The following is a 23,757-nucleotide window of genomic DNA, read 5'->3' as shown; positions in this document are numbered from 1 at the left end:
CTACGAGACCGTCCGATACCGCTGCTGGCGCGGCCGTCTGACGGCGGTTTCTCCGCTTCCGGTGCTCACGGACAATAACGTCCGCTGCGCTCCGGTTCTCGAAACCACCGCCAGCCGACTCTCGCCAGCGCAGTCTCGAACGATCTCCTGCGGCCGCAATCGACCGTCCCGCCGCGTCGCGGTCAAGCCTTTCGACACGGGCGGGAGCGGATATCATCGTCGCAGCGGTCCCGCCGGCAAACCGCAATCGCTGCACGCCACCGTTGCGCCGGATGCCCCGATCGGGGGAGATGTTAGGAAGGGCGAAGGCGGAGCGTGGCTGATGCCGGGAATGGACCAGGCGGAGAGGAAGCGGGACCAGGCGGCACGGGCGGCCTGGCTGTCCTATGTCGCGGGCCTGACCCAGGACGAGATCGCCCGGCGGTTGAACGTCTCGCGCATGGCGGCACAGCGCCTGCTGGCCTTCGCCGCGCAGGAGGGCATGGTCAAGGTCCGCATCGACCACCCGATCGCCGCCTGCATGGAGCTGGGCGAGCGCATCGCCCGCCGCCACGGCCTGCGCTTCTGCGAGGTGGTGCCGGCCGACCCGGTGGCCCCGGCCCGCCCGAACCTGCCGGCGCTGGCCATCGCCGGCGCCACCTGGATCGAGCGGCTGGTCGACACCGACAAGCCGCTGGTGATCGGCGTCGGCAACGGCCGCAGCGTGCGCGCGGCGGTGGAGGAGATGGCGTCGTCGCCGCGGCCGCAGCACCAGGTGGTGTCGGTCACCGGCAACATCGCCCGCGATTCCTCCTACAACCCGTTCGACGTGGTGATGCGCCTCGGCGACCGGCTCGGCGCCCAGCGTTTCCTGATGCCGGCGCCGCTGATCGCCGAGAGCGCCGAGGACCGCCGGGTGCTGGAGGAGCAGAAGCCGTTCCGCGAGATCATGGCGCTGGCGGCGCGGGCCGACGCCATCCTGATCGGCATCGGCCAGCTCGACGACAGCGCGCCGGTGCTGCAGGACAAGGTGATCAGCCGGGACGAGTACGAGACGCTGCGCCGGGCCGGCGCCATCGGCGAGGTGCTGGGCAACTTCCTGGACGCCAAGGGGCAGGTCCTGCCCTCACCGCTGCGCGACCGGGTGATCGGCCTGCCGCTGGACGCCGTGGCCCGGCGCCCGGCCGTCGCCATCGCCGGCGGCGCGGTCAAGGTGCCCGCCATCCGCGCGGTGCTGGCGCGCGGTCTGCTGCAGGGGCTGATCACCGACGAGACCGCCGCCTCGGCGCTGGTGTCGCTGGGCTAGGCCCCTGCCCCGCCACGGCGCTGAGACCGCCGTCCCAAATTCGCCGCAATGGACCAGCCCAATCCCCTTCGATTCGATGTGGGGGAGAGTGCAGTCATGAGCAGACCCGTGAGCGCGACGCTGGCGCTGGCGGCCAGCGGCCTGGCCCTGCTGGCGGCCGGCGCGGCCCAGGCGGCGGCGACGCCGCAGGAGACCTTCGCCAAGGCCGGCTTCACCCTGTGCGACGCCCGGCTGATGCAGAAATCCCAGGGCGACGACAGCGTCGAGCAGACGATCGAGAGCGCCGCGCTGCAGCTGGCCAAGGGAGATGTGGACTATGTCCGCAAGTCGATCGCCCGCGGCCGGCGCCTGAACAACGGCGACCTCAGCCTGTGCCCGGCCGAGGAGTTCTATGGCGCCGACGACATCGCCCTGTTCGCCAAGTACTGGGACATCCCGACCTCGGAAGCGAAGCGGAAGATGTCCGAGAACCTGGTCGACGGCTATGCCGACAGCATCCGCGAGGCCATCGCCACGGCCAGCGACAAGCCGGCGGCGGCCGGCCCGAACGAAACCGCCTATGCCGAGGCCGGCTATACCATGTGCGACGCAAGGCTGATGCAGCAGGCCTTCGGCGACCGCTTCATCAAGGAGCGGATCAGCACCGCCGGCGAGAAGCTGCGGCGCGGCGACGGCGACATCGTCGAGGGCTGGGTCCGGCAGGCGCGCGAGGAGAATGCCGGCAACCCGACGCTGTGCCCGGCGGAGGAATCGTTCAGCGAGGACGAGATCGCGCGCTACGCCAAGGCCAAGAGCCTGACCGACGCGGCGGCGCGCGAGACCATCGCGCAGGACCTGGTCGACGGCAAGGCGGCCGCGGTGCGCGCCGCCATCGCCCGGGCGGGCTGAGGCCCGCTTGCCGCGCTGGACCATCGGCGTCGAGATCGAGCTGCTGGCGCCGCCGGGCCGCTCGCGCCGCGACCTGGCGGAGCGGGTCGCCGCCCTGCATGGCGGCCGGGCGGAGCGGATCTTCCATCCGCAGGCCGAGCCCAGCCTGGTGCCCGGCGTGCCGGTGTTCGAGACCCTGACGCTCGGCTTCGCCGTGGCCGATGCGGCCGGGGCGCCGGTGGCGCGCTTCGTCGACGACCTGACGCTGCGCAACGACCTGGCCGCCAAGGCACCGCCGCAGCCCGGCTGGTACCGCATCGCCGCCGACGACGCCCGCTTCGCCCGGCTGCTGGCCCGCCACTGCGATCCCGAAGCAGCGCTGGAGACGGTGCTGGACGGCGCGCTGCCGGTGTTCGGCGGCGCCGTCGAGCTGAAGGAGGGCGGCATCCGCCGCCTGTCCGACGCCGAGGGCGCGACCATCGCCCTCGCCGCCCCGCTGCCCGGCGAGCGCGAGCGGCCCTGCGAGATCATCACCCCACCGATCGCGGCGGATCACGCCCGGGCGCTGGAGGCGCTGCTGGCCCCGGCCCGCGACCTCGGCTTCGGCCTGCCCGACGAGGGCGCGGTGCATCTGCATTTCGACGGCCGGGCGCTGCAGGATGCTGCGACGCTGCAAACCCTGCTGCGGATCCTGGCCGAGCACGGGCCGGAGCTGCGGCGGATCTGCCGGACCAACCCGCGCTGCCGGCGCCTCGGCCCCCATGGCCGCGAGCTGCTGGAGGCCGCCTTCGCCGACGACTTCGCCGCCCTGCCCTGGCCCGAGGCGGCGGCGCGGCTGATCGAGGCCGGGGCGATGAAATACTGCGACTTCAACGTCCTGAACCTGCTGACCGGCCGGCCGGAGAAGACCACCTTCGAGGTGCGCATCCTGCCGCCGACGCTGGACGCCGCCGCGATCGTCGCCCAGGCCGGGCTGTTCGAGGGCCTGATCCGGGGCGCGGTGGAGCGGAGGACGGCTCAGGCCTGAGCCGGGCCCGGCCGCCCGGGCGCGCCTGCCCCTAAGGCGTCGCCTTCTTGTCGAACTCGACCAGCATGTAGATCTTCAGCAGAAGGTTGTCGCTGTCCGACGTTATCCGCTGGCTGGCTTGCGGCCCCAGGCCGCTCTTCTTCATGTACATGAAGCCCCTGACGAGATCCCGGGACGCGACCTTGAGCTTGGGATCGTTCTTCTGCGCGGGATCGGCGATCGTGACCTGCTGCGTGACGTCGTCGTAGCCGATGATCAGCGTCGCGTGGCGATACGGCTTGTTATCGATCCTGTTGAAGTTGGCCGCCGTCAGACCGCAGAGCAACGGCTTGTCCAGATGGTATTTCAGGTTGAGTTCCAGATCCTGGATCATGGCGTCATCGGCGGATGACTCGGACTGCTTGCGCCAATCCAGCAGAATGTTGCTGTCAATGCCGTATTCCTGCTGCAACACCTTCCTGACGTCGTTGCCATCCGTCTTGTTCTTGTAGGCGTTGGCGAGAGTCTCCTGACTGTCGACCTTCTCGCCCATGTATCCGGCAACCGCCTTGACGGTCGAGGCCCAGCACAGGGCGAGATCCGCCTGCGGCTCGATGGCGAACCTGTCGTCGACTGCGTAGATCGTCATGTTGGCGCCCTTCACCCGTGCCCGATTGCAGACTGATCGGGGCAGAGCATCGCCCGGCGGAATTTCTCTTCCGCTACCCGATTGCGATTTCGGGTTGCCGCTGTAACGGCATCGGCCGGGGCAAGCAGGCAGGGGAACCGCCCGCTTGCCCCGGCCGTCGCCGACCGGCTCAGTCCCAGCTCAGCGCGCCGCCGTTCTGGTACTCGATCACCCGGGTCTCGAAGAAGTTCTTCTCCTTCTTCAGGTCCATCGCCTCGGACATCCAGGGAAACGGGTTCTCGGCCTCGGCGAAGACCGGGGCCAGGCCCAGCTGGGCGCAGCGGCGGTTGGCGATGACATGCATGTACTGCTCGCACAGCGCCGCGTTCAGGCCGAGGAAGCCGCGGGGCATGGTGTCCCGGCCATACGCCGCCTCCAGCTCCGCCGCCTCGGCCAGCATCCGCCGCAGCTCCTCCTGGAACGCGGGGGTCCAGAGATGCGGGTTCTCGATCTTGATCTGGTTGATGACGTCGATGCCGAAGTTCAGATGGATCGACTCGTCGCGCAGGATGTACTGGTACTGTTCGGCGATGCCGACCATCTTGTTGCGCCGGCCGAGCGACAGGATCTGGGCGAAGCCGGTGTAGAACCACATGCCTTCGAACACGACGTAGAAGGCGACGAGGTCGCGCAGGAACGCCTGGTCGGCGGCCGGCGTGCCGGTCTGGAACGACGGGTCGGACAGGTTCTGGGTGTAGCGGATCGCCCAGGCCGCCTTGTCGGTGATCGACGGCACCTCGCGATACATGTTGAACAGCTCGCCCTCATCCAGGCCCAGGCTGTCCACGACATACTGGAAGGTGTGGGTGTGCACCGCCTCCTCGAAGGCCTGGCGCAGCAGGTACTGGCGGCATTCCGGGTTGGTCAGGTGGCGGTAGATCGCCAGCACAATGTTGTTGGCGACCAGCGATTCCGAGGCCGCGAAGAAGCCGAGATTGCGCTTCACCGCCCGGCGCTCATCCTCGGTCAGCCCGTCGCGCGACTTCCACAGCGCGATGTCGGCCTGCATCGAGACCTCGGTCGGCATCCAGTGGTTGTTGCAGCCGGACAGGTACTTCTCCCACGCCCAGCGGTACTTCATCGGCAGCAGCTGGTTGACGTCGGCGCGGCAGTTGATCATCGCCTTGTCGTCGATGCTGACCCGGCCGCCGGACCGGTCGATGGCGCCGAGACCGGTGGCGTCGCCCGCCAGACCGGGCGCGTCGGGGCGCGGCATCCGGGTCGGCGCGGCGGCGGCGGGGGTATCGGACCAGTCGAGCATGGTCATGGGCGTGATCTTTCTCGGCTCACCGCGATGGGAGAAGGACGAGGAACGCGGACCGTGCGCGGAAGGCGGACATGGCGGCGAATCTCGACCGGAGTTCGGGGCCGGGGACCATACAAGATATGGGGCGCCGACAGCAAGGCGTCGCGCTAGGTGTTGTGGACAAGGTCCCGCCAACGAAGATCGGACGGTTCCCCGGCCGATCCGCGTCGGATGCCGACCTCCGGCCTGCGAATTCTTGCACCGTCCCGCCCGGCTCGACCGGAAACCTGCCGTCCGGGTCGTTGCCGGCCTGCTGACCAGTGGGTTGCAAGGGAAAAGTAAGTCATATCGACCGGCGCACAGACTCACCGGATGGTGCTTTCCGCACATCCAACGGTTTTAAGGATAATTTCGGATAATCTCCTGCATAGATTGGCGACCGCTCCGGCAATATCTGCCCTCCCCTGGCGGGAATGTCTGTGTGCGCACCAACGAAACCTGCCGAAACAACCGGAAGTGAGAGCTTTTTTGATTGCGGCGGCCGCTACATTGCCGAAGGATGACGGCCAGAGGTACGCAGAACAGTCGAGCTTTTGAATCGCGCGCCGCCTCCGGTTCCGGGGGCGGAAAAGCCAGGATGTGCGCCGTGACGATCGGCGTCCGTCAAGTAATGGTTGCACGGTCGGACCGGCGAAGCAGCATGTTTCCCCGGTCCGGTGTCTCGGCGGATGGCGGACCGCAAACAGGGGGACATCGATAACCATGAGCATCCTTTTCCCGTCGGGACATCCGCGGCGCCCTATACTGGTGCCCACATCGCTCCCGACTGGCGATGCGTCATCCCTGCCGCAACCAAGGCTGCGCCGGGGTCGATGTCCGTAGGTGAAATGCCGGATGCGATGCGGATGCGCTGAGCGCAAGCGGCGGACGAAATCCGCCGCCGGCAACCGACGAAACCTTACCCACACGCGCTGAGATCACGATCGGAGCTGCCGCCGCATCCGCGGGCGGGGATTCGGCCCGTTGCCGGATGCGTGCAGCCCGACGGCTCCAGCCGGGATCAACATTGATAGGGGGAACAGATGTGCATCCTGTGCCAGATGGGCTACCAGCAGGAGCATTCGACTCCGGTTGGAGGAGCAGATGCGGCCGCCGGAACCTTCACGATCAGCCAGGACGATCTCGATCACTGGCAGAACATCGACCAGGCGCCGGACAATCCGTTTAACAAGGACACCAACTACGAGACCTTCCTCGACTATCTCGGGGCCCTGCAGCGGCCGCTGACGCCCGAGCAGGCCCAGGAACCGATCGTGGTGAACCTGTACGGGCTCAACGCCCATCCGGACTACAAGGAAGCCGCCATCGGCGCGCTGCAGATGTGGTCGTCGGTAACGCCGCTGCAGTTCACCATCGTCGACGACCGGGCCTACAACGCCAGCACCGACTACCTCCGCGTCGTCAGCCCCGAGGTCGGCCAGCCCAATGACGGCAGCGCCTTCTCCTCCGGCCGCCTGGTCAATGTCGGCCAGCGCTTCCACGACACCGAGCCGGACAAGACCGAGGTCGGCGGCTACATCTTCAACACCTTCATCCACGAGTTCGGCCATGAATGGGGCCTGAACCACCCGGGCTTCTACAATTACGGCGGCCCCGGCGGCCCGCAGATCACCTATTACAACGACGCTAAATGGGTGTACGACAACCAGCAGTATTCGGTGATGTCGTATTTCGACAATATCGACATCGGCGGGACCACGGCCTGGACCAACACCACCCCCGGCATCGCCGATATCGAGGCGGTGATCCGGCACTATTTCTCCACCGTGACCGACGGCGTCCGCACCTACCAGGACATCCAGCTCAACACCGGTGACGACGTCTACGGCTTCGGCAGCGCCAGGCTCGGCTACACGCTCACCGCGACCGGCGCCACCCATGACATCGGCTTTGTGATCCACGACACCGGCGGGCACGACACGGTCGACTTCTCGGGCTCGACCAGCAGCACGATCCTGGACCTGCGCGAGGGCCGCTTCTCCAGCGTCAACGGCCACACCAACAATGTCGCCATCTTCGACGGCCACAACGCCGACGCGACCGAGTACTATATCGAGAAGGGCGTCGGCAGCGACTTCCTCGACATCATCATCGGCAATGACGGCGAGAACGAGCTGCTGGGCAATGGCGGCGACGACCGCATCGACGGCGGCAACGGTGCCGACGAGATCCATGGCGGCGCCGGCAACGACATCATCGTCGGCGGCGCCGACACCAATGACAGCCGCGACCGCAACAACACCCTGCCGCCCATCACCGGCCCCGACACCCGGGACGGCGGCGACAAGCTGTTCGGCGAGGACGGCAACGACACCATCGACGGCGGCGCCGGCGACGACGTGATCGACGGCGGCTCCGGCGACGACCTGATGCGCGGCATGGCCGGCGTCGACGTCTTCCGCGGCGGCGACGGCAACGACACGGTCGATTTCAGCATGGAGAGCCCGTTCCAGCTGCTGGTCAACCTGGTCACCAACGTCGCCAGCGGCGGCACCGCCTCCGGCGACACCTTCTTCAGCGTCGAGAACCTGATCGGGTCGGACGACCGCATCGACCGCTTCGTCGGCAACGATGCCAACAACTACTTCCTCGGCCTCGGCGGCGGCGACGTCCTCAGCGGCGGCAACGGCGACGACGTGCTGGAAGGCGCGCGCGACGGCGACGTGCTGAGCGGCGACGCCGGCGACGACCGGCTGATCGGCGGCGCCGGGGCCGACTATCTCGACGGCGGCGCCGGCATCGACACGGCCGACTACACGCTGGACGAGCGGCAGCCGATGTTCGGCCCGCCGCGGACGCCGGCCACCGAGGGCGTGACCGTCAACCTGCAGGACGGCACCGCCAGCGGCGGCGACGGCGAGGGCGACACCACGACAACCCACCAGTTCGACAGGCTGGTGAACATCGAGAACGTCATCGGCTCGAAATTCGCCGACACCCTGATCGGCAACACCGGTGTCAACGTGCTGTCCGGCGCCGCGGGCGACGACACCCTGGCCGGGGGCGGCGGCAAGGACACGCTGGACGGCGGCGCCGGCCTCGACATAGCGGCCTATTACGGCAGCGCCACGGGGGTCAACATCTCCCTCGGCAACGCCGCCTCGCATGAGGAGACCTTCATCTCGATCGAGGGCCTGGCCGGCTCCGGCCACAACGACACGCTCACCGGCGATGCCGGCGACAACAGGCTGGTCGGCCAGGGCGGCGACGACACCCTCAAGGGCGGCGCCGGCAACGACACGCTCGACGGCGACTTCATCCCCTTCCCGGTGACCGGCGTCGGCACCGGCAACGGCTATGCCTCGCTGGGGACGGGCGCGACCAACAACTCCATCGCCGCCGCCTTCGACCTGACCGCCAACTTCTCGCTGGCGGCCGATGCCGACATCGTCGACGCGACCACGCTGGCGCATTCGACGGTGACCGCCACCGGCAACGGCCAGGGCGGCTACTACAAGGTGGCGGTCAATGCCGGCACGGTCATCACCCTCGATCTCGACCACACCGCGGGCGGGCTGGACGACGCCTACATCTGGCTGATGCGGGCCGACGGCACCGTGATCGCCGAGAATGACGACGCCGGCAACGACCCGGGATCGAGCGTCCGGACCGATTCCGGCCTCAGCTTCAAGGTCGGCGAGACCGGGACCTACTACATCGTGGTCGGCCATTACGACAACGACACGGGCCTGCCGGAACAGACGGTGCCGAACGGCGGCTCCTACGAGCTGAACGTCTCCGTCACCCCGCCCCCGCCGGTGATGCCGAATATCGGCCTGGCCGGGAACGACACGCTCGAGGGCGGCGCCGGCGACGACACCCTCTACGGCCGGGCCGGCGACGACATCCTCCGCGGCGGTGCCGGGGCCGACCATCTCGACGGCGGCGACGGCAACGACCGGGCCAGCTATTTCGGCGCCACCGCCGCGGTGACGGTGAATCTCGCGACCGGAATCGGCCATGGCGGCGAGGCCGAGGGCGACACCTATACCGGCATCGAGAAGGTCAGCGGCGGCAAGGGCGCCGACACCATCACCGGCAATGCCGGCAACAACGACTTCTGGGGCTTCGAGGGCAACGACACGCTCGTCGGCGGCGGCGGGCAGGACACCCTGTCCGGCGGCGCCGGGGCCGACCGGTTCAGCTTCTCGGCGGTCGGCGACAGTCGCGTCGGGGCGCAGGCCGACCTGATCACCGACTTCAGCCATGCCCAGGGCGACCGCCTCGATCTCTCCGCGATCGATGCCGACACCGGCGCGGCGGGGGACCAGGCGTTCAGCTTCCTCGGCGCGGGGCTCTACACCCACCATGCCGGCGAGCTGCGCTTCGCCCATCTGTCGACGACCACGACCACCATCGCCGGCGACATCGACGGCGACGGCGTGTCGGATTTCCACATCACGCTGCGGGGCAACATCGCCCTGGTCGCGGCCGACTTCGTGCTCTGAGCACGAGCCGGACGGAGATCCGATAGCCGGCATCCGGGTGAGGACCGAAGGCCTTCCCCCGGATGCCCGGCAAGACCTTGAGGAGGCGGCGATGCCATCGCCGCCTCCTCGCATTTCGGCGGATAGCGGGCCGCACCGAAGCGGCGTCACGAAAATTTCACCGCCCCGGGATGGCAGGACGCACGGCGTCACCGATAGGACAGGAAGGATAACGCGCGCGGATTATCCATTTTTCAGCCCGGAGCTGCCCAGATGGCCGGCATTGGCGCCCCGACTCGCCCGTCCCATCGTCTCGCCACCGCCCCATCGATGCCCGGCCTGCTGCCGCGGCGCCTGCGGCTGGGCTGCAGCGCCCTCGCCCTGCTCGCCGGGCTGGCGGCCTTCGGCACGATGGCCGAGCCGGCGCGGGCCGATGGCGCCAAGATCGTCGGCATGCGGCTGGTGCGCGGCGACAGCGCCGCCTCGGGCTCGGGCGGCAGTGGCGGCGGCGGCAATGGCGGCGGCGGCAACAGCGCGGTCGACAGGGCCCTGTCCCGCGCCGCCTCGGCCGGTGCGCCGAAGGTGCTGTTCAGCGGCATGAGCCTGAACCGGATCCAGAACGCGTCCGCCAACAACCCGGTGGTGGACGCGACCAACAAGCTGATGACCATCGAGCAGCTGAAGCCGAAGGCGGTCATCGACTGGAACCGGTTCAACATCGCCGGCGACGAGACGGTGCGCTTCGACCAGAAGGGCAACCGGGATTGGGCGGTGCTGAACCGGATCGGCCAGGCCGACCCGTCGCGCATCGACGGCGCGCTGAAGGCCGACGGCCATGTCTATCTGATCAACCAGAACGGCGTGATCTTCGGCAACGGCGCCCGGGTCAATGTCCGCAACCTGGTGGCGTCGTCGCTGAGCATCAGCGAGGACCAGTTCATGCGGGGGATCCTGGACACCCCGAAGACCGCCGACGGCCAGCCTCTGCCGGTGTTCACGGCCGCCGGCGACGGCGAGCCCGGCCAGATCAAGGTCGAGCGCGGCGCGCTGATCCAGGGGCCGGACAACAGCAGCGTCATGCTGCTGGGCGGGTCGGTGGTCAATGCCGGCACCATCCGCGCCCCGGCCGGGCAGGTGGTGATCGGCGCCGGTCGCAGAGTCTACATCTACCCCGCGAGCTCGACCTCGACATCGACGGACCAGCAGTATCCGCGCGGCGTCGCGATCGAGGTCGATTCGATAGCCGACCGCAGCTCTCCGACGGCCAACTGGACCGTCAACGCCGGGACGATCGATACGCCACGCGGTGGCAACATCTCGATCGCCAGCCTGCTGATCGCGCAGAACGGCCGGATGTCCGCGACCACCGCCGTACGGGCCGGCGGCTCGATCCTTCTCAAGGCCGCCGCGGATCCCGTCTACTTCCAGCAAACCCCTCTGTCCCAACGGAACACCCGCGGCAAGGTCACCTTCGGCCGTGGCAGCGAGACGACCATCCTGCCGGAGAACAGCACCGACACCATCACCGATGCCGAGCAGTTCGAGCATTCCCGGGTCCAGATCATCGCCGGCGCCGGCACCATGGAGCGGGGGGCGAGGATCCAGGCCCCGGCGGGCGACGTCACGGTCCAGATCGCCGAGATGCCCTTCGACGGCTCGCCGAACCGCTTCACCATGGAGAATGGCAGCCTGATCGACGTGTCCGGCACCACCTCGACCGAGGTGGCGATGGAGCGCAACCAGATCGCGATCAAGCTGCGCAACAACGAGCTGAATTCGCCGCTGCAGCGCGACGGCTTCCTGTTCGGCAAGACCATCAATGTCGATGTCCGCGACGGATCGCCGATCGGCAATATCGGCGACTATCTGAAGAGCGTCGGCCGCACGGCGGTGGAGCGCAGCGCGGTCGGCGGCACCGTGTCGATCTCGGCCAGGACCCCCGACTCCGGCGAGGTGGTGATCCGCGACGGCGCCGCCATCAACGTCTCCGGCGGCCAGGTCCGGTACCGCGGCGGCTGGCTCGACACCACCCAGCTGGTCGGCGCCGACGGCCGCATCTACGACATCAGCCAGGCGTCGCCGGACATCCAATACGTCGCCTTCGCCGAGGACCGCTACGCGCAGCAGAAGATCTACGGCCCACGCTGGGAGGCCGGCTACACCGACGGCATGGCCGCCGGCGCGGTCAGCATCAGCGCCAGCGCGGCCGTGCTCGACGGCCGGATCAGCGGCGGGACCACGCCCGGGGCGCGGCAGCGGTCGCGCGATCAGCTGCCGGCGCTGGGCAGCCTGACCCTGACGCTGCGGCGCCCGGTCGACGTCGTCTTCGGCGCCGGCGGCTCCGGGCTGGCGGACGGGTTCGGCTCCGACGACGCGCTGCCGGACAATCTGCGCGACCGGCTGGTGATCGCCCCGTCGCTCGTCGGCAATGGCGGGGTGGACAAGATCGCGGTCACGACCGCTGGCGGCGACATCGCGGTGGCGCGCGGCGTGACCCTGCGCACCGCGCCGGGCGGGTCGGTCGACCTGCGCTCCAGGCCGGAAGTCGACCCCCCGAATCTGTACGACGCCGAGGGGGTGATCGATCAGTTCGGCGCCATCACCGTCGCCGGCGCCATCGAGACGCCGTCGGGCACCATCACCCTGGCCGGCCGGAACGTCACCCTGGCCGCGGGCGCGCGGCTGGCGGCCCGCGGGCAATGGGTGAACGACCGGGTCGACGCCAACGGCAATCCCTATCCCGACGGGTCGGGCCCGGCCGGCGCGGCGCTGCCCGACGGCGGCACGATCGACCTGAGTACGCTGAAGACCCTGACGATCGCCCGCGGCAGCCTGATCGACGTCTCCGCCGGCGGCTGGGTCGCCACCGACGGGTCGTTGACCAAGGGCAATGGCGGCGAGGTGCGGCTGGCCACCAGCCGCTTCATCGACCAGAACATCGCGATCCGGCCGAGCGCCGGCAAGCTGGTGCTGGGGGGCGACATCCTCGGCTACGGCCTCGACCGCGGCGGCAAGCTGACCATCCGCACCGACCGGATCTGGATCGGCGGCGGGCTGGCGCCCCAGGGGGCGCTGGTGCTCGATCCCGGCTTCCTCAGCCGCGGCGGCTTCAGCGACGTGACCCTGCAGGGCTATCGCGGCGTCACCGTGGCGGCGAACACGGTGGCGACGCCGGCGGCGGCGACGCTGCGGCTGAACCCGGACTATCTGTGGCGGGCCAGCGGCAGCGACGTGTTCGGCTTCGCCAGGCTCGACGTTCTGCCGGAGGAGCAGCGGCCGGCCGGGTCGCTGACCCTGATCGCGCGCGGCAGCGACCTGCGCGCGGACGACTTTGGCGTCGATGGCGTCGACGCGACCGGGAAATCCTACGAGGGCGGGGGCAGCGTCGTGTTCGCCCGGGGCTCGGTCGTGCGCATGGGGACGGGCGGGTCGGTCACCGCGGTGGCGGCGCGCACGGTGCGGGTGGACGGCACCATCGAGACGCCGGCCGGGCAGATCACGCTGATGGGCGGCATCACCGTCGACAAGGCCAGCGTCAGCGACCCCGATACGGGGATGGGCTTTCCGCTTGCGGCCTATGATCCGGAGGCCGGCGTCCGCGTCGGCGCGACCGCCCGGCTGCTCGCCGGCGGCGCGGTCAGGCTGGACCCGACGACGGACGGCACCCGCCGCGGCACGGTGCTGGATGGCGGCACCATCACATTGAGGGCCAACAACGGTGCCCTGATCATCGAACGCGGCGCCGTGCTGGACGTCTCGGGTGTCTCGACCGAGCTCGACCTGCGCAGCATGACCATGTACGGGATCAAGCTGCGCCGGCAGGCCGTCGCGAGCAATGGCGGCACGATCCGCCTGACCTCGAGCGACGGCCTGTATGTCGACGGCACGTTGCGCGGCCGCGGCGGCGGCCCCGACGCCGAGGGCGGCACGCTGATCACCGAGATGCGGCAGGGATCGCAGGGCGGAAGCAACAGGTTGGGCCTGCCCGACGACACGGTGCGGGTGCTCAACATCCGGCAGTCGGGCCTGTCGCGTGGTGCCGCGGGCAGATATGACGCCGGCACCCTGCGGCGCTATGCCGGCCAGGGTTTCGTCGCCGCCGACACGGCGATGGATGGCGGCTTCGGCACCTGGGTGATGGGCGCCGACAATGCCGTGAACTTCGCCGGCGACGTCACGCTGAAGCTGGACCGCGAGATCCAGTTCGCGACCTACACGATCGGCGCCACGCCGGCGCCGGGGCGGACCGGCGCCCGCGTGGTTCTCCAGGCGCCCCGGGTGTCGTTCACCAACGCGGGCATCGAGCCCACGGGCGGGGGGCTGGGTATCGAGATCACCGATCTCACCGACAGGATCCTCAACCCGGCCACCCAGCTCTCCATCCTGGCGGATCTGATCGACCTCAGCAGCGACAGGCTCCGCTTCGGCGGCCTCTACCACGTGCAGGTCGGCTCCGACCCCGAGACCGGCGAGGGCATCTACAAGGACCGCCGCTTCGGCGGCTTCGGGCTGGTCACCCTCAAGAGCAGCGGCGACATCCGCTTCTCGGGCGGCGGGGGCGGCGACTCCGGCAACCTCAGCACCGCCGGCGACCTGGTGTTCCGGGCGGCGCAGATCTACCCCAACACCGACCAGAGCTTCACCGTCAACGCCCTGGGCAAGGTCTCGGTCCAGCCGAACGGCAAGTCCAAGATGCCGTTGTCGATCGGCGGCGCCCTGACCATCGCCGCCCCGGAGATCGTCCAGAACGGGACGATCCGGGCCCCGCTGGGCCAGATCGTCCTGGGGATCGACGGCGTCAGCGAGGTGACCCTCGGCCGCGGCAGCGTGACCTCGGTGTCGGCCAAGGGCCTGACGGTGCCCTATGGCTTTGTCCAGAACGGCTCGCTGTGGTTCAAGGCGGGCGGCGGCGGCGGCGTGTCCATCATCGGCGCCCCGGCCAAGCAGGTGCGGCTGCTCGGCACCGATGTCGACGTCCGGGACGGCGCGGTCATCGATGTGAGCGGCGGCGGCGAGCTGCTGGCCAACGAATTCGTCGCCGGGCTGGGCGGACCGTCCGACATCCTGGGCGACCCGAACAGCTTCGCCGTGATTCCGGATTTTGACGGCTACGCCCCGTGGGATCCCTACATCTCCGGCTATCAGCCCACCGCCCAGTCCGCCGATTTCGACTTCAGTCGGGACGTACCGCTCGTCCCGTCCACCGCCAGCGTCGCCGGGCGCAGCCTGAACCAGGGCGGCAACACCAGCCTCCGGGTCGGCGACCGGGTCTACCTCTCGGGCGGCGGCGGCCTGCCGGCCGGCACCTATGTGCTGCTGCCCGCGCGCTATGCGCTGATGCCCGGCGCCTACCGGGTGCGTGCCGTCAACGGCGTCCTCGACAGGCTGCCGGCGATGAACGGCCGGGCGCCCGACGGCAGCGCCTATGTCGCCGGCCGCCGCTCCGTCCTCAACACCTCGATCTCCGATGCGCGCTGGAGCGGCTTCCAGGTCGAATCCGGCGCGGTGCTGCGCCAGCGGGCGCAGTATGACAGCTACGAGGCCAACAGCTTCTTCCGGTCCGAGGCCTTCCTCTCGCGCCAGAAGACCGACACTGGCGTGATCCCCGCGCCGGTCCTGCCGATCGACGGCGGCACGCTGGTCGCCAAGGCCACCGAGACGCTGCGGCTGGACGGCACCGCCAGGTTCGCGCCGGCCGAAGGCGGAAGGCTGGGCCGGTTCGACATCGCCACCGCCAAGATCGCGGTGGTGTCCGAAGGCGCCGACACCCAGGACCTGACGGACCAGGGCTACCTGCTGCTGCAGGCCGAGCAGCTCAACGATTTCGGCGTCGGCAGCCTGCTCATCGGCGGCGAGCGCAGCCCGGCCCCGGTGACCTCGGCCGATCCGCGCGGCGGCACCCAGGTGCAGGTCGTGGCCAGCGATGTCGTCATCCGCAACCCGGGCACGGCGCTGCAGGGCCCGGAGGTCCTCCTGGCCGCCGGCAACACGCTGACGGTCGAGTCCGGCAGCGTCATCCGCGCCACCGGGACCGATGCGGGCCCGGCCGACACGCTGCGCCTCAGCGGCGACAGCGCGCTGCTGCGCGTGTCGACCGGCGACCGGGTCGACGTGGTGCGCACCGGCTTCTCCGGCTTCGGCGGCTCGCTCACGATCCAGGACGGCGCGGCGGTGCTGGCCTCGGGCAGCCTGGCGCTCGACGCCACCGGCGACAGCATCCTGGCATCGACCCAGATCCGCGGCGACCGCGCCATCGACGCCGCCGCCAGGCAGATCAGCTTCGGCGACGCGCCGGATGGCACGCAGGGCCTGGTGTTCCGCGACGGCACGCTGAGCGTGCTGGCGCAGACCGGGACCCTGACCCTGCGCGGCTACAACAGCATCGACTTCTACGGCGACGTCAGCGTCGGCGCCGGCCAGGGCTCCGCGCTGCGGACCCTGTCGCTCGACAGCCCGCTGCTGGCCGGGCATGGCGGCAACGCCACGATCAATGCCGGGGCGGTGCAGCTGCGCAACACCGGCGACGCCAGCGACCTGCCGGTCGACCTGGCCGGCGGCAGCCTGACGATCAACGCCACGACGCGGATGGATGGCGGCAAGCCGGTCGAGGGCACCGGCCGGATCGACCTGGCCGACGGCCCGGTCCGCATCGCCGGCTTCGGCGCGACGACGCTGTCGGCCGATGAGCGGATCGTCGGCACCAGCGGCCTGGACATCGCGACCGACGCCTCCCCGGGCAGCGGCGGCGACACCCGCCCGAACCGCCTGCGGGCGGACGGCGCCCTGACCCTGACCGCCACGGCGCTGTCGGCCGGCGCCGGCTCGGACAACGCCGTCGAGGCCGGCGGCGCCCTGGCCTTCACCGGCCGGTCGGTCCCGACCCTGCCGGGCTTCGACGACATCGGCGGCCGGCTGCGCCTGTCCGGCGACACCGTTTCCCTGGCCGGCCGGATCGAGGTCAGCGCCGGCATCCTGGAGGCGTCGGCGACCCGCAATCTGGAGATCGCCGGCAACACCGCGATCGACGCGGCCGGGGTGGAGCGCCACTTCTTCGACCAGACCCGCTACGCCCCCGGCGGCGTGGTCAAGCTGTCCTCGGCCCAGGGCGACGTGGTCCTGGCGGGCGGCAGCAGCATCGCCATCGGCGGCGGCCCGGGCGGCGATGCCGGCCGCCTCATCGTCGACGCCGCGCATGGCCGCTTCGTCGCCGACGGCACCATCGACGCACGCTCGGCGACCGGCACCCGGCACGGCCAGGTCGACCTCGACCTCGGCCGGCTCGACGGCAGCTTCGACACGCTGGCCGGCAAGCTGGCCGCCGCCGGCTTCGCCGAGGCGCAGCGGCTGCGCATCCGCAGCGGCGACATCACGCTCGGCGCCGGCCAGACCGTCACCGCCCGAGACTTCGCGCTGTCGGTCGATAGCGGCAATCTCACCATCGGCGGCACGATCAACGCCGGCGGCGCCACCGGTGGCGACATCCGCCTGGCGGCGGGCCGGACCCTGACCCTGGCGAACGGCGCGGTGCTGAACGCCTCCGGCGCCGCGGCCGATGCCGCGGGCCAGGGCGGCTCGGTGCTGCTGTCGGCCGGCGACAGCGGCCGCCTCGACCTGCAGGCGGGCTCGGCCATCTCGGTCGGCGCCGGCGGCACCACCGGCAGCGTGCATCTGCGCGCGCCGCGGACCAACGGCGACACCGACGTCGCGATCACCGAACTCGGCAGCGGCATCGGCGGCGCCCGCGAGGTCACGGTCGAGGCGTACAAGGCCTACAACGACGTGTCGTCGGTCGACGCCTCCACCATCCAGGCGGATCTCGACGATTTCGCCGCGAAGGGCGTGGCCGGCCGGATCGCGGACCGCTTCGGCCCCGGCGTCACCGCCCGGGCCGGCGTCGAGCTGCGCAGCGCCGCCGACATGACGCTGGACACGGATCTGGACCTGCACGCCCTGATGCAGGGCCGGGACGGAGCCTCCGGCATCCTGACCCTGCGCGCCGGCGGCGACCTGACCTTCCTGGGCAGCCTCAGCGACGGCTTCACCACCGTCGACGGGAACACGCTGGCGGGCGGCGACAGCTGGTCCTACCGCCTGGTCGCGGGCGCCGACCTCACGGGCGCCGACCCGCTGGCGCTGCTGGCCGCCGCCGACCTCGCCGCCGGCAAGGGCAGCGTGGTCGTGGATTCGGTCACGGCGAACCGGGCGCTGCGCGTCCGCACCGGCACCGGCGACATCGACATCGCCGCGGCCCGGGACTTCGTGCTGGGCGCCAGGTCGGACACCAATCTGGGGCCGGACTTCTTCACGCCCATCCCGCAAGCGGTGGTGTACACGGCCGGGCAGCCGATCGCGGGCCTCCCGGCGGGCCTGCTGGACCCGAACCGCTATCCGGACGCCGCCCGTCCGACGGGCGGCGGCGACATCAGCATCAGCGCCGGCGGCAGCCTGTACGGCGTGCCGTCGGACCAGTTGATCTCGGACTATGTCTGGCGCCAGGGCGACGCGAATGGCGACCAGGAGCTGGCGACCACGTGGTGGATCGACTTCGGCGGCTTCCAGCAGGGGGTCGGCGCCCTGGCGGGCGGCAATGTCGACCTGCGCGCCGGCGGCCAGATCCGCAATCTCTCGGCGGTGATCCCCACCGTCGGCTGGGTCTCCGACGGTGCCGTCACCGTCCGCAACGGCGGCAGCCTGACGGTCGACGCGCTCGGCGACATCGTCAGCGGCGTCTACTATGTCGGCCGCGGCGACGCGACGATCGAAGCCGGCGGGGCGATCAAGGGCGGCGCGTCGGTGACGATGCTCGATCAGTTCGACTTCCCGTCGGGCGGTCCGCTCACCCCCCGCACGATCCTGGCCGGCGGCGACACCGCCTTCCATCTGCGCAGCCGCGGCGACCTGACCATCGAGACCGTGCTGGACCCGATGATGCTGCCGGTGTCCGCGCGGCAGGAGCCCAATATCTTCGACCCGGCAGCCTCCCTCACCGGCGGCGGATTCTTCTCGCGCGGCGCCAACAGCGCGGTCAGCCTCGATTCGATCGGCGGCGACGTGAGGTTCGGCAATGACGGCTACACCGTCTCCACCCTGGCCGTCGGCGATGCGCAGCAGTTCTCGCCTACGCCGGCGGCGGGTTATGCGGTGCTCTATCCCTCCACGGTCCGGGCCAACGCGTTCAGCGGCGACATCCTGGTCGATGGCGGCATGGTCCTGGTCAGTGGCGATCGCGGCACGCTGGAGCTGCTGGCCGCGGATGACGTGCTGTTCCGGCCGGGCGGGGACCCGACGGCGCCGACGCCGATCCCGACGCTGCTGCTGCCGCTCGTGGCGATGGCGGACGCCCCTCCGCAGTTCGAGCCGACGCCGCTGAACCCGGTCGTGATCACTCGAATCGTCGCCCAGCCGGATGTCGAGGAAAAGCAGTTCCAGCAGGCGCATCTGCTGGCGACGCCGGCCCTGGACCAGGCCGGCCGCCATGTCGGCGACTCCGACCCGGCGCGGATCTATGCCGTTGGCGGCGACATACAAGGTGCGCTCCCCACCGGCGCCTACCAGTTGATCGTGCCGAAGAGCTTGCAACTGCGCGCCGGTTCGGACATCGCCGATCTCTCGATCAGAGCCACGAACACCAATCCGGGAGATGTCACTCTCGTCCAGGCCGGGCGCGACATCGATCTGACGACCAATGGGGGCGTGGAGCCGGACTTGAGCGCGCAGATCAAGGTCGGCGGCCCGGGGCGGCTGGAGGTCAGCGCCGGACGGAACATCGATCTCGGCTATGGCGTCGGCATCCTGACCGACGGCAACCTGCGCACCTCGGTGCTGCCGGAGCAAGGAGCGGACATCACCGTGGTCGCCGGGCTCGGCGGCGGCCAGCCGGACCGCGCCGCCTTCATGACCCGCTACCTGGACCCGGCGCACACCGCCGAGCTGGATCCGTACCTGGTCGGTCCCGGCGGGTCGCTCTACACGGCGCAGATGATCAGCTATGTCGAGGGAGTGACCGGCCGCAGCGGGCTGGACGCCGCCACCGCCTTCGCCCTGTTCAAGGCGCTGGCGCCGGAGCAGCAGGACCCGCTGCTGCAGGACATTCTGTTCGCGGAGCTGCGCGCCTCCGGCCGCGAGGCCAATGACGCGTCCAGCCCCCGCTTCGGCGCCACCGACCGCGGCTACGCCGCCGCCGACACGCTGTTCCCCGGCGACGGCTGGTCCGGCGGCATCTCGATGCTGGACAGCCAGATCAAGACCCAGCGCGGCGGGGACATCTCGATCCTGCTGCCCGGCGGCGGCATCCAGCTCGGGGCCACCACGAAAGATTTGACCAAACCCGAGCACGATCCCAACGATTCCGGCCTGTGGACGGTGCTGGGCGGCGCCATCCGCGTCTTCGCCCATGACGACATCCTGATCCGCTCCTCCCGCGCCCTCACCGCCAGCGGCGGCGACATCCTGATGTGGTCCTCCTTCGGCGACATCGATGCCGGCCTCGGCTCGCGCGCCGCGATCTCCACGGCCCCGGCGGTCGTGCGTCTCAGCCTGAACGGCACGCTGCAGGTCGAGCCCGGCGGCATCGTCAGCGGCAGCGGCATCGGCGCGCTGCAGAAGCCGGGCGACGTCGACCTCTACGCCCCCAACGGCTCGGTCAATGCCGGCGAGGGCGGCATCCGCGTCTCCGGCAACTTCAACGTCTTCGCGCTGCAGGTGCTGAACGCCGACAACATCCAGGTCGGCGGCCAGGCCGTTGGCCTGCCGACCGCGCCGGTGAACCCGGCCTCGATCGCCGGCACCAGCGACGTCGCCGCCCAGGCGACACGGGCGATCGAGCAGCAGGTGCGCGACCAGGCCGAACGCGGCGCCAAGCCCAATGACGAGGCGCCGCCGCTGCTGATTACCGGCTCCTTCCTCGGCTACGAGGGGGGCTGAGGGACGGAGGCGGCCGCCCGGCTGACCTGCCGGAGCGATGCGGCCGGAAACCCGCATCGCCATCGGAGGAGGATGCTCCCCGAAAGACCGAGGCGGTGGAGATCGTCATGCCCGCGACGTCAACCATCCGATCCCGACCGGCTTGAGGCTGACGGTTGGCGAGGCCAGCGGCCTGGGGCTGTCGCGGCGGACTCCGTGCCGTCGACATCATCCCCCCCGCGACCGCATCAGCACCTGGGTCGCCACCGCCCTCAAGACCTGCTGACCGCGCAACCGGTCCCGACGCAGTTCCCAACCGCGCCGGCAATTCCGACAGCCCCCGACTTCGAGAAATGACAAATCGGCGACATATACTCAATAACCTATCCATAAACGGTACATAAAGTCTGATATTTCATTTCGATGAACACGCACATACTTGTCCACACGAAACTCTTCCTAAGATTTCAAAGTGCGATTGAACGCGTCTGTATGTATGTGCTAGTCAGATTTCTAGACAAATGATCGAAACATTCGCCTTTCTGAATTGGCAGAGCGGCGACTGTGTGGCGTTTTTATTGCGTTTTTGCCCGGATCGGGCCGGGGCCGACGGAGGGGGATCCATGGGGCCGAGATGGGGGTCGAGGTTGGCCGTGGCCGGCTGGGCGACGGGTGCGTCGCTGCTGGCCGCCGCGACCCAGGCGGCGGTGCCCGAGGCGCCGGCCACCGCCCCGGCGGCGCCGGGCGAGCCTGCGGCAGCGCAGGCCGCTGCCCCCGCCCCTGCCAACCGCTTCGACATCCTGGAGTACCAGGTCCAGGGCAACACCGTGCTGCCGGTGGTCGATATCGAGGAGGCGATCTATCCGTTCCTGGGACCGGGCAAGACCATCGATGACGTCGAGGGCGCCCGCGCCGCGCTGGAGAAGCGCTACGCCGACCGGGGCTACATCACCGTCGCCGTCAACATCCCGGAGCAGACGGTGCGCGAGGGCGTGGTCCGGCTGGAGGTCGCCGAGGCCCGGGTCGGGCGCCTGCGGGTGCGCAACTCGCGCTACTACGCGCTGGGCCGGATCAAGGACGCGGCGCCGTCCCTGGCCGAGGGCACGGTGCCGCAGCTGGCCGGGATCCAGCGCGACTCGGAGGTGCTGAACCGGCTGCCGGGCCGCACCGTGACGCCGCAGCTGAAGGCGGGGACGGAGCCGGGGACGGTCGATGCCGACCTGAATGTCGAGGACGAATCGCCGTTCCAGGCCTCGGTCGAGCTGAACAACCAGTACAGCGCCGACACCAAGCATCTGCGTGTCTCCGGCTCGGTCGGCTACGACAATCTCTGGCAGCTCGGCCACGCCTTCTCGCTGCAATACACCACCGCGCCGGAGGATCCGGACCAGACCTCGGCGATCGCGGCCACCTACACGGCCCGCATCCCGGAGTGGAAGCAGAGCCTGGTGCTGTACGGCATCTCCTCGCGCTCCAACGTGGCGACGCTGGGCGGGGTGAACGTGCTCGGCAACGGCACGGTGATCGGCGCGCGCGGCGTGCTGCCGCTGCCCGGCCTGCCGGACTTCTACCACACGCTCATGCTGGGCATGGACTGGAAGGATTTCGGCGAGAGCCAGGAGTTCGGCGGCATCCAGTCGAAGACGCCGATCACCTACACCACGGCGACGATCGAATACAACGCCACCCGGCCGGACACGCTGGGCGTGACCACGGCCAGCCTGTCCGCCACCTTCGGCCTGCGCGGCCTGGGCGACCCGGACGACAAGTTCGCGCAGAAGCGCACCGGCGCCTCCGGCGACTTCGCCTATTACCGCGCCAGCCTGGAACGGCAGCAGGCCCTGCCCGCCGATTTCGAGCTGACGGCGCGGCTGGACGGCCAGCTGGCCAGCCAGCCGCTGATCAGCAACGAGCAGTTCAGCGCCGGCGGCGTCTCGACCGTGCCCGGCTATGTCGAATCCGAGGAGCTCGGCGACAATGGCTGGATCGCCGCGCTGCGCCTGACGACCCCCAACCTCAATCAGTGGATCGACCCGTCGCTGGTCGAGGACTGGCGGATCTACGGCTATGGCGACTACGCCGAGTTGTGGCTGCAGGACGTCAATCCCGGCCAGGACGACGAGTTCCAGCTGGCCAGCGTCGGCTTCGGCACGCGGGTCAAGCTGCTGAACCACCTCACCGGCTCGGTCGACCTCGCGGTGCCGCTGATCGACGCCAGCGACACCAGGGCGAACGACATCCGCATCCTGTTCACCCTCGGCGCCAGCCTCTGACCCCGGACCGATCCGAGCATGAGACGCTTCTTCCTCCCGACCCGACCGCTCCCGACCGTCCGGCTGCTGCTGGCCGCCCTGCTGGCGCTGCTGCTGACGCCCCAGGCCGCCTCGGCCTGGTGGAACAGCGAATGGACGCTGCGCAAGCCGATCACCGTCGATCTCGGGCCCAATGCCGGCGCCGTCCCCGGCATGGCCGGGCGGGCGCAGGTGCTGGTCCGCCTGTCCGCCGCCAACTTCAACTTCCTCGCCGCCAAGGATGACGGCTCCGACCTCCGCATCATCGCCGAGGACGACAAGACGCCGCTGAACTTCCACATCGAGAAGTTCGACAACCTGTTCGAGATGGGCCTGATCTGGGTCGACCTGCCGAACGCCAGCGCCGACAAGCCCCAGACCATCTGGCTGTACTGGGGCAATGAGAAGGCGACCGGCACCAGCAACGCCCGCACCGGCTACGACGCCTCCCAGGCCCTGGTCTGGCACTTCACCGAGCCCGGGGCCCTGCCGCTCGACGCCACCGGCTATGCCAACAACGCGGCGCAGTCGACCGCGGCCAAGGTCGACGCCTCCTTCATCGCCGGCGGCATCGGCTTCGACGGCAACGGCACGGTGATGCTGCCGGCCACGCCCAGCCTGGCGGTGCCGCAGGGCGGCGCCTTCACCTGGTCGGCCTGGATCAAGCCCGGCACGCTGCAGCCCAACGCCGTGATCTACGAGAAGGAGGCCGCGGCCGGCCTGATCCAGTCCGGCAGCCTGGCCATCGGCCTCGATCAGGCGACGCCCTTCGTCAGTATCGACGCCGGCGCCGGGCCGCAGCGCATCGCCGCCGCGGCGCCGGTGGCCGCCGGCACCTGGACCCATCTCGCCGTCACCGTCGCCGCCGGGCAGGTGACCCTCTATGTCGACGGCCGCCCGGCCGGGACCGGCTCGGTCGCCGTGCCGGCGCTGACCGGCGCCGCCAGCCTCGGCGGTCCGTTCATCCGCCCGCCGCCGCCCGAGC

The 23,757-nt window shown here is 70.1% G+C and carries 9 protein-coding genes; 7 read left to right on the top strand and 2 right to left on the bottom strand.

Annotated elements, in window-relative coordinates; genetic code table 11:
* Positions 1-322 precede the first annotated feature (322 nt).
* From BWR60_RS25245 to BWR60_RS25235, 3 genes are all read left to right on the top strand, one after another.
* Positions 323-1,285 carry a sugar-binding transcriptional regulator gene (locus BWR60_RS25245; RefSeq protein ID WP_218823673.1) on the top strand — a complete coding sequence of 321 codons (963 nt, stop codon included), beginning with the start codon at positions 323-325 and terminating at the stop codon, positions 1,283-1,285.
* A 96-nt stretch (positions 1,286-1,381) separates the two neighbouring features.
* Positions 1,382-2,173 (top strand): hypothetical protein, encoded by a 792-nt coding sequence (locus tag BWR60_RS25240; RefSeq protein WP_144445749.1) that lies wholly within the window; start codon positions 1,382-1,384, stop codon positions 2,171-2,173.
* A gap of 7 nt (positions 2,174-2,180) precedes the next feature.
* On the top strand, positions 2,181-3,179 hold the full coding sequence (locus BWR60_RS25235) for an amidoligase family protein (RefSeq protein ID WP_088154149.1): 999 nt from the start codon (positions 2,181-2,183) through the stop codon (positions 3,177-3,179).
* 31 nt (positions 3,180-3,210) lie between these two features.
* On the opposite strand, the gene BWR60_RS25230 is transcribed toward BWR60_RS25235, so the two are convergent.
* Together BWR60_RS25230 and BWR60_RS25225 are read right to left on the bottom strand one after the other, a co-directional pair.
* Complete coding sequence (locus tag BWR60_RS25230; RefSeq protein ID WP_144445748.1) at positions 3,211-3,807, bottom strand: C39 family peptidase; 597 nt, start codon at positions 3,805-3,807, stop codon at positions 3,211-3,213.
* A 169-nt stretch (positions 3,808-3,976) separates the two neighbouring features.
* On the bottom strand, positions 3,977-5,113 hold the full coding sequence (locus tag BWR60_RS25225; protein WP_218823672.1) for a ribonucleotide-diphosphate reductase subunit beta: 1,137 nt from the start codon (positions 5,111-5,113) through the stop codon (positions 3,977-3,979).
* A 1,061-nt stretch (positions 5,114-6,174) separates the two neighbouring features.
* Here BWR60_RS25225 and BWR60_RS38745 point away from each other — a divergent pair.
* The 4 genes from BWR60_RS38745 to BWR60_RS25205 all read left to right on the top strand — a co-directional run.
* A complete protein-coding gene (locus tag BWR60_RS38745; protein WP_144445747.1) occupies positions 6,175-9,600 on the top strand; it encodes a M10 family metallopeptidase C-terminal domain-containing protein in 3,426 nt (1,141 codons plus the stop codon).
* Positions 9,601-9,852: 252 nt separating this feature from the next.
* The gene (locus BWR60_RS25215; RefSeq protein ID WP_088154145.1) at positions 9,853-20,502 is read left to right on the top strand and encodes a filamentous haemagglutinin family protein; all 10,650 of its coding nucleotides are present in this window, start codon (positions 9,853-9,855) and stop codon (positions 20,500-20,502) included.
* Between the two features lie 602 nt (positions 20,503-21,104).
* Complete coding sequence (locus BWR60_RS25210) at positions 21,105-22,754, top strand: ShlB/FhaC/HecB family hemolysin secretion/activation protein (protein WP_179221942.1); 1,650 nt, start codon at positions 21,105-21,107, stop codon at positions 22,752-22,754.
* A gap of 18 nt (positions 22,755-22,772) precedes the next feature.
* On the top strand, positions 22,773-23,757 hold a 985-nt coding region (locus BWR60_RS25205; RefSeq protein ID WP_144445746.1), incomplete at its 3' end, for a DUF2341 domain-containing protein.

The organism is Inquilinus limosus (assembly GCF_002195995.1).
Taxonomy (GTDB): domain Bacteria; phylum Pseudomonadota; class Alphaproteobacteria; order DSM-16000; family Inquilinaceae; genus Inquilinus; species Inquilinus limosus_C.
Note: the sequence above shows the minus strand (reverse complement) of the source record. Positions and strands in the feature narration are given on the sequence as shown.

Excerpts from the sequence above, each read along its gene's own strand:
- BWR60_RS25245 (WP_218823673.1), top strand. The coding sequence starts at position 323 with ATGCCGGGAATGGACCAGGCGGAGAGGAAGCGGGACCAGGCGGCACGG.
- BWR60_RS25240 (WP_144445749.1), top strand. The coding sequence starts at position 1,382 with ATGAGCAGACCCGTGAGCGCGACGCTGGCGCTGGCGGCCAGCGGCCTG.
- BWR60_RS25230 (WP_144445748.1), bottom strand. The coding sequence starts at position 3,807 with ATGACGATCTACGCAGTCGACGACAGGTTCGCCATCGAGCCGCAGGCG.
- BWR60_RS25225 (WP_218823672.1), bottom strand. The coding sequence starts at position 5,113 with ATGACCATGCTCGACTGGTCCGATACCCCCGCCGCCGCCGCGCCGACC.
- BWR60_RS38745 (WP_144445747.1), top strand. The coding sequence starts at position 6,175 with ATGTGCATCCTGTGCCAGATGGGCTACCAGCAGGAGCATTCGACTCCG.
- BWR60_RS25215 (WP_088154145.1), top strand. The coding sequence starts at position 9,853 with ATGGCCGGCATTGGCGCCCCGACTCGCCCGTCCCATCGTCTCGCCACC.
- BWR60_RS25210 (WP_179221942.1), top strand. The coding sequence starts at position 21,105 with ATGGGGCCGAGATGGGGGTCGAGGTTGGCCGTGGCCGGCTGGGCGACG.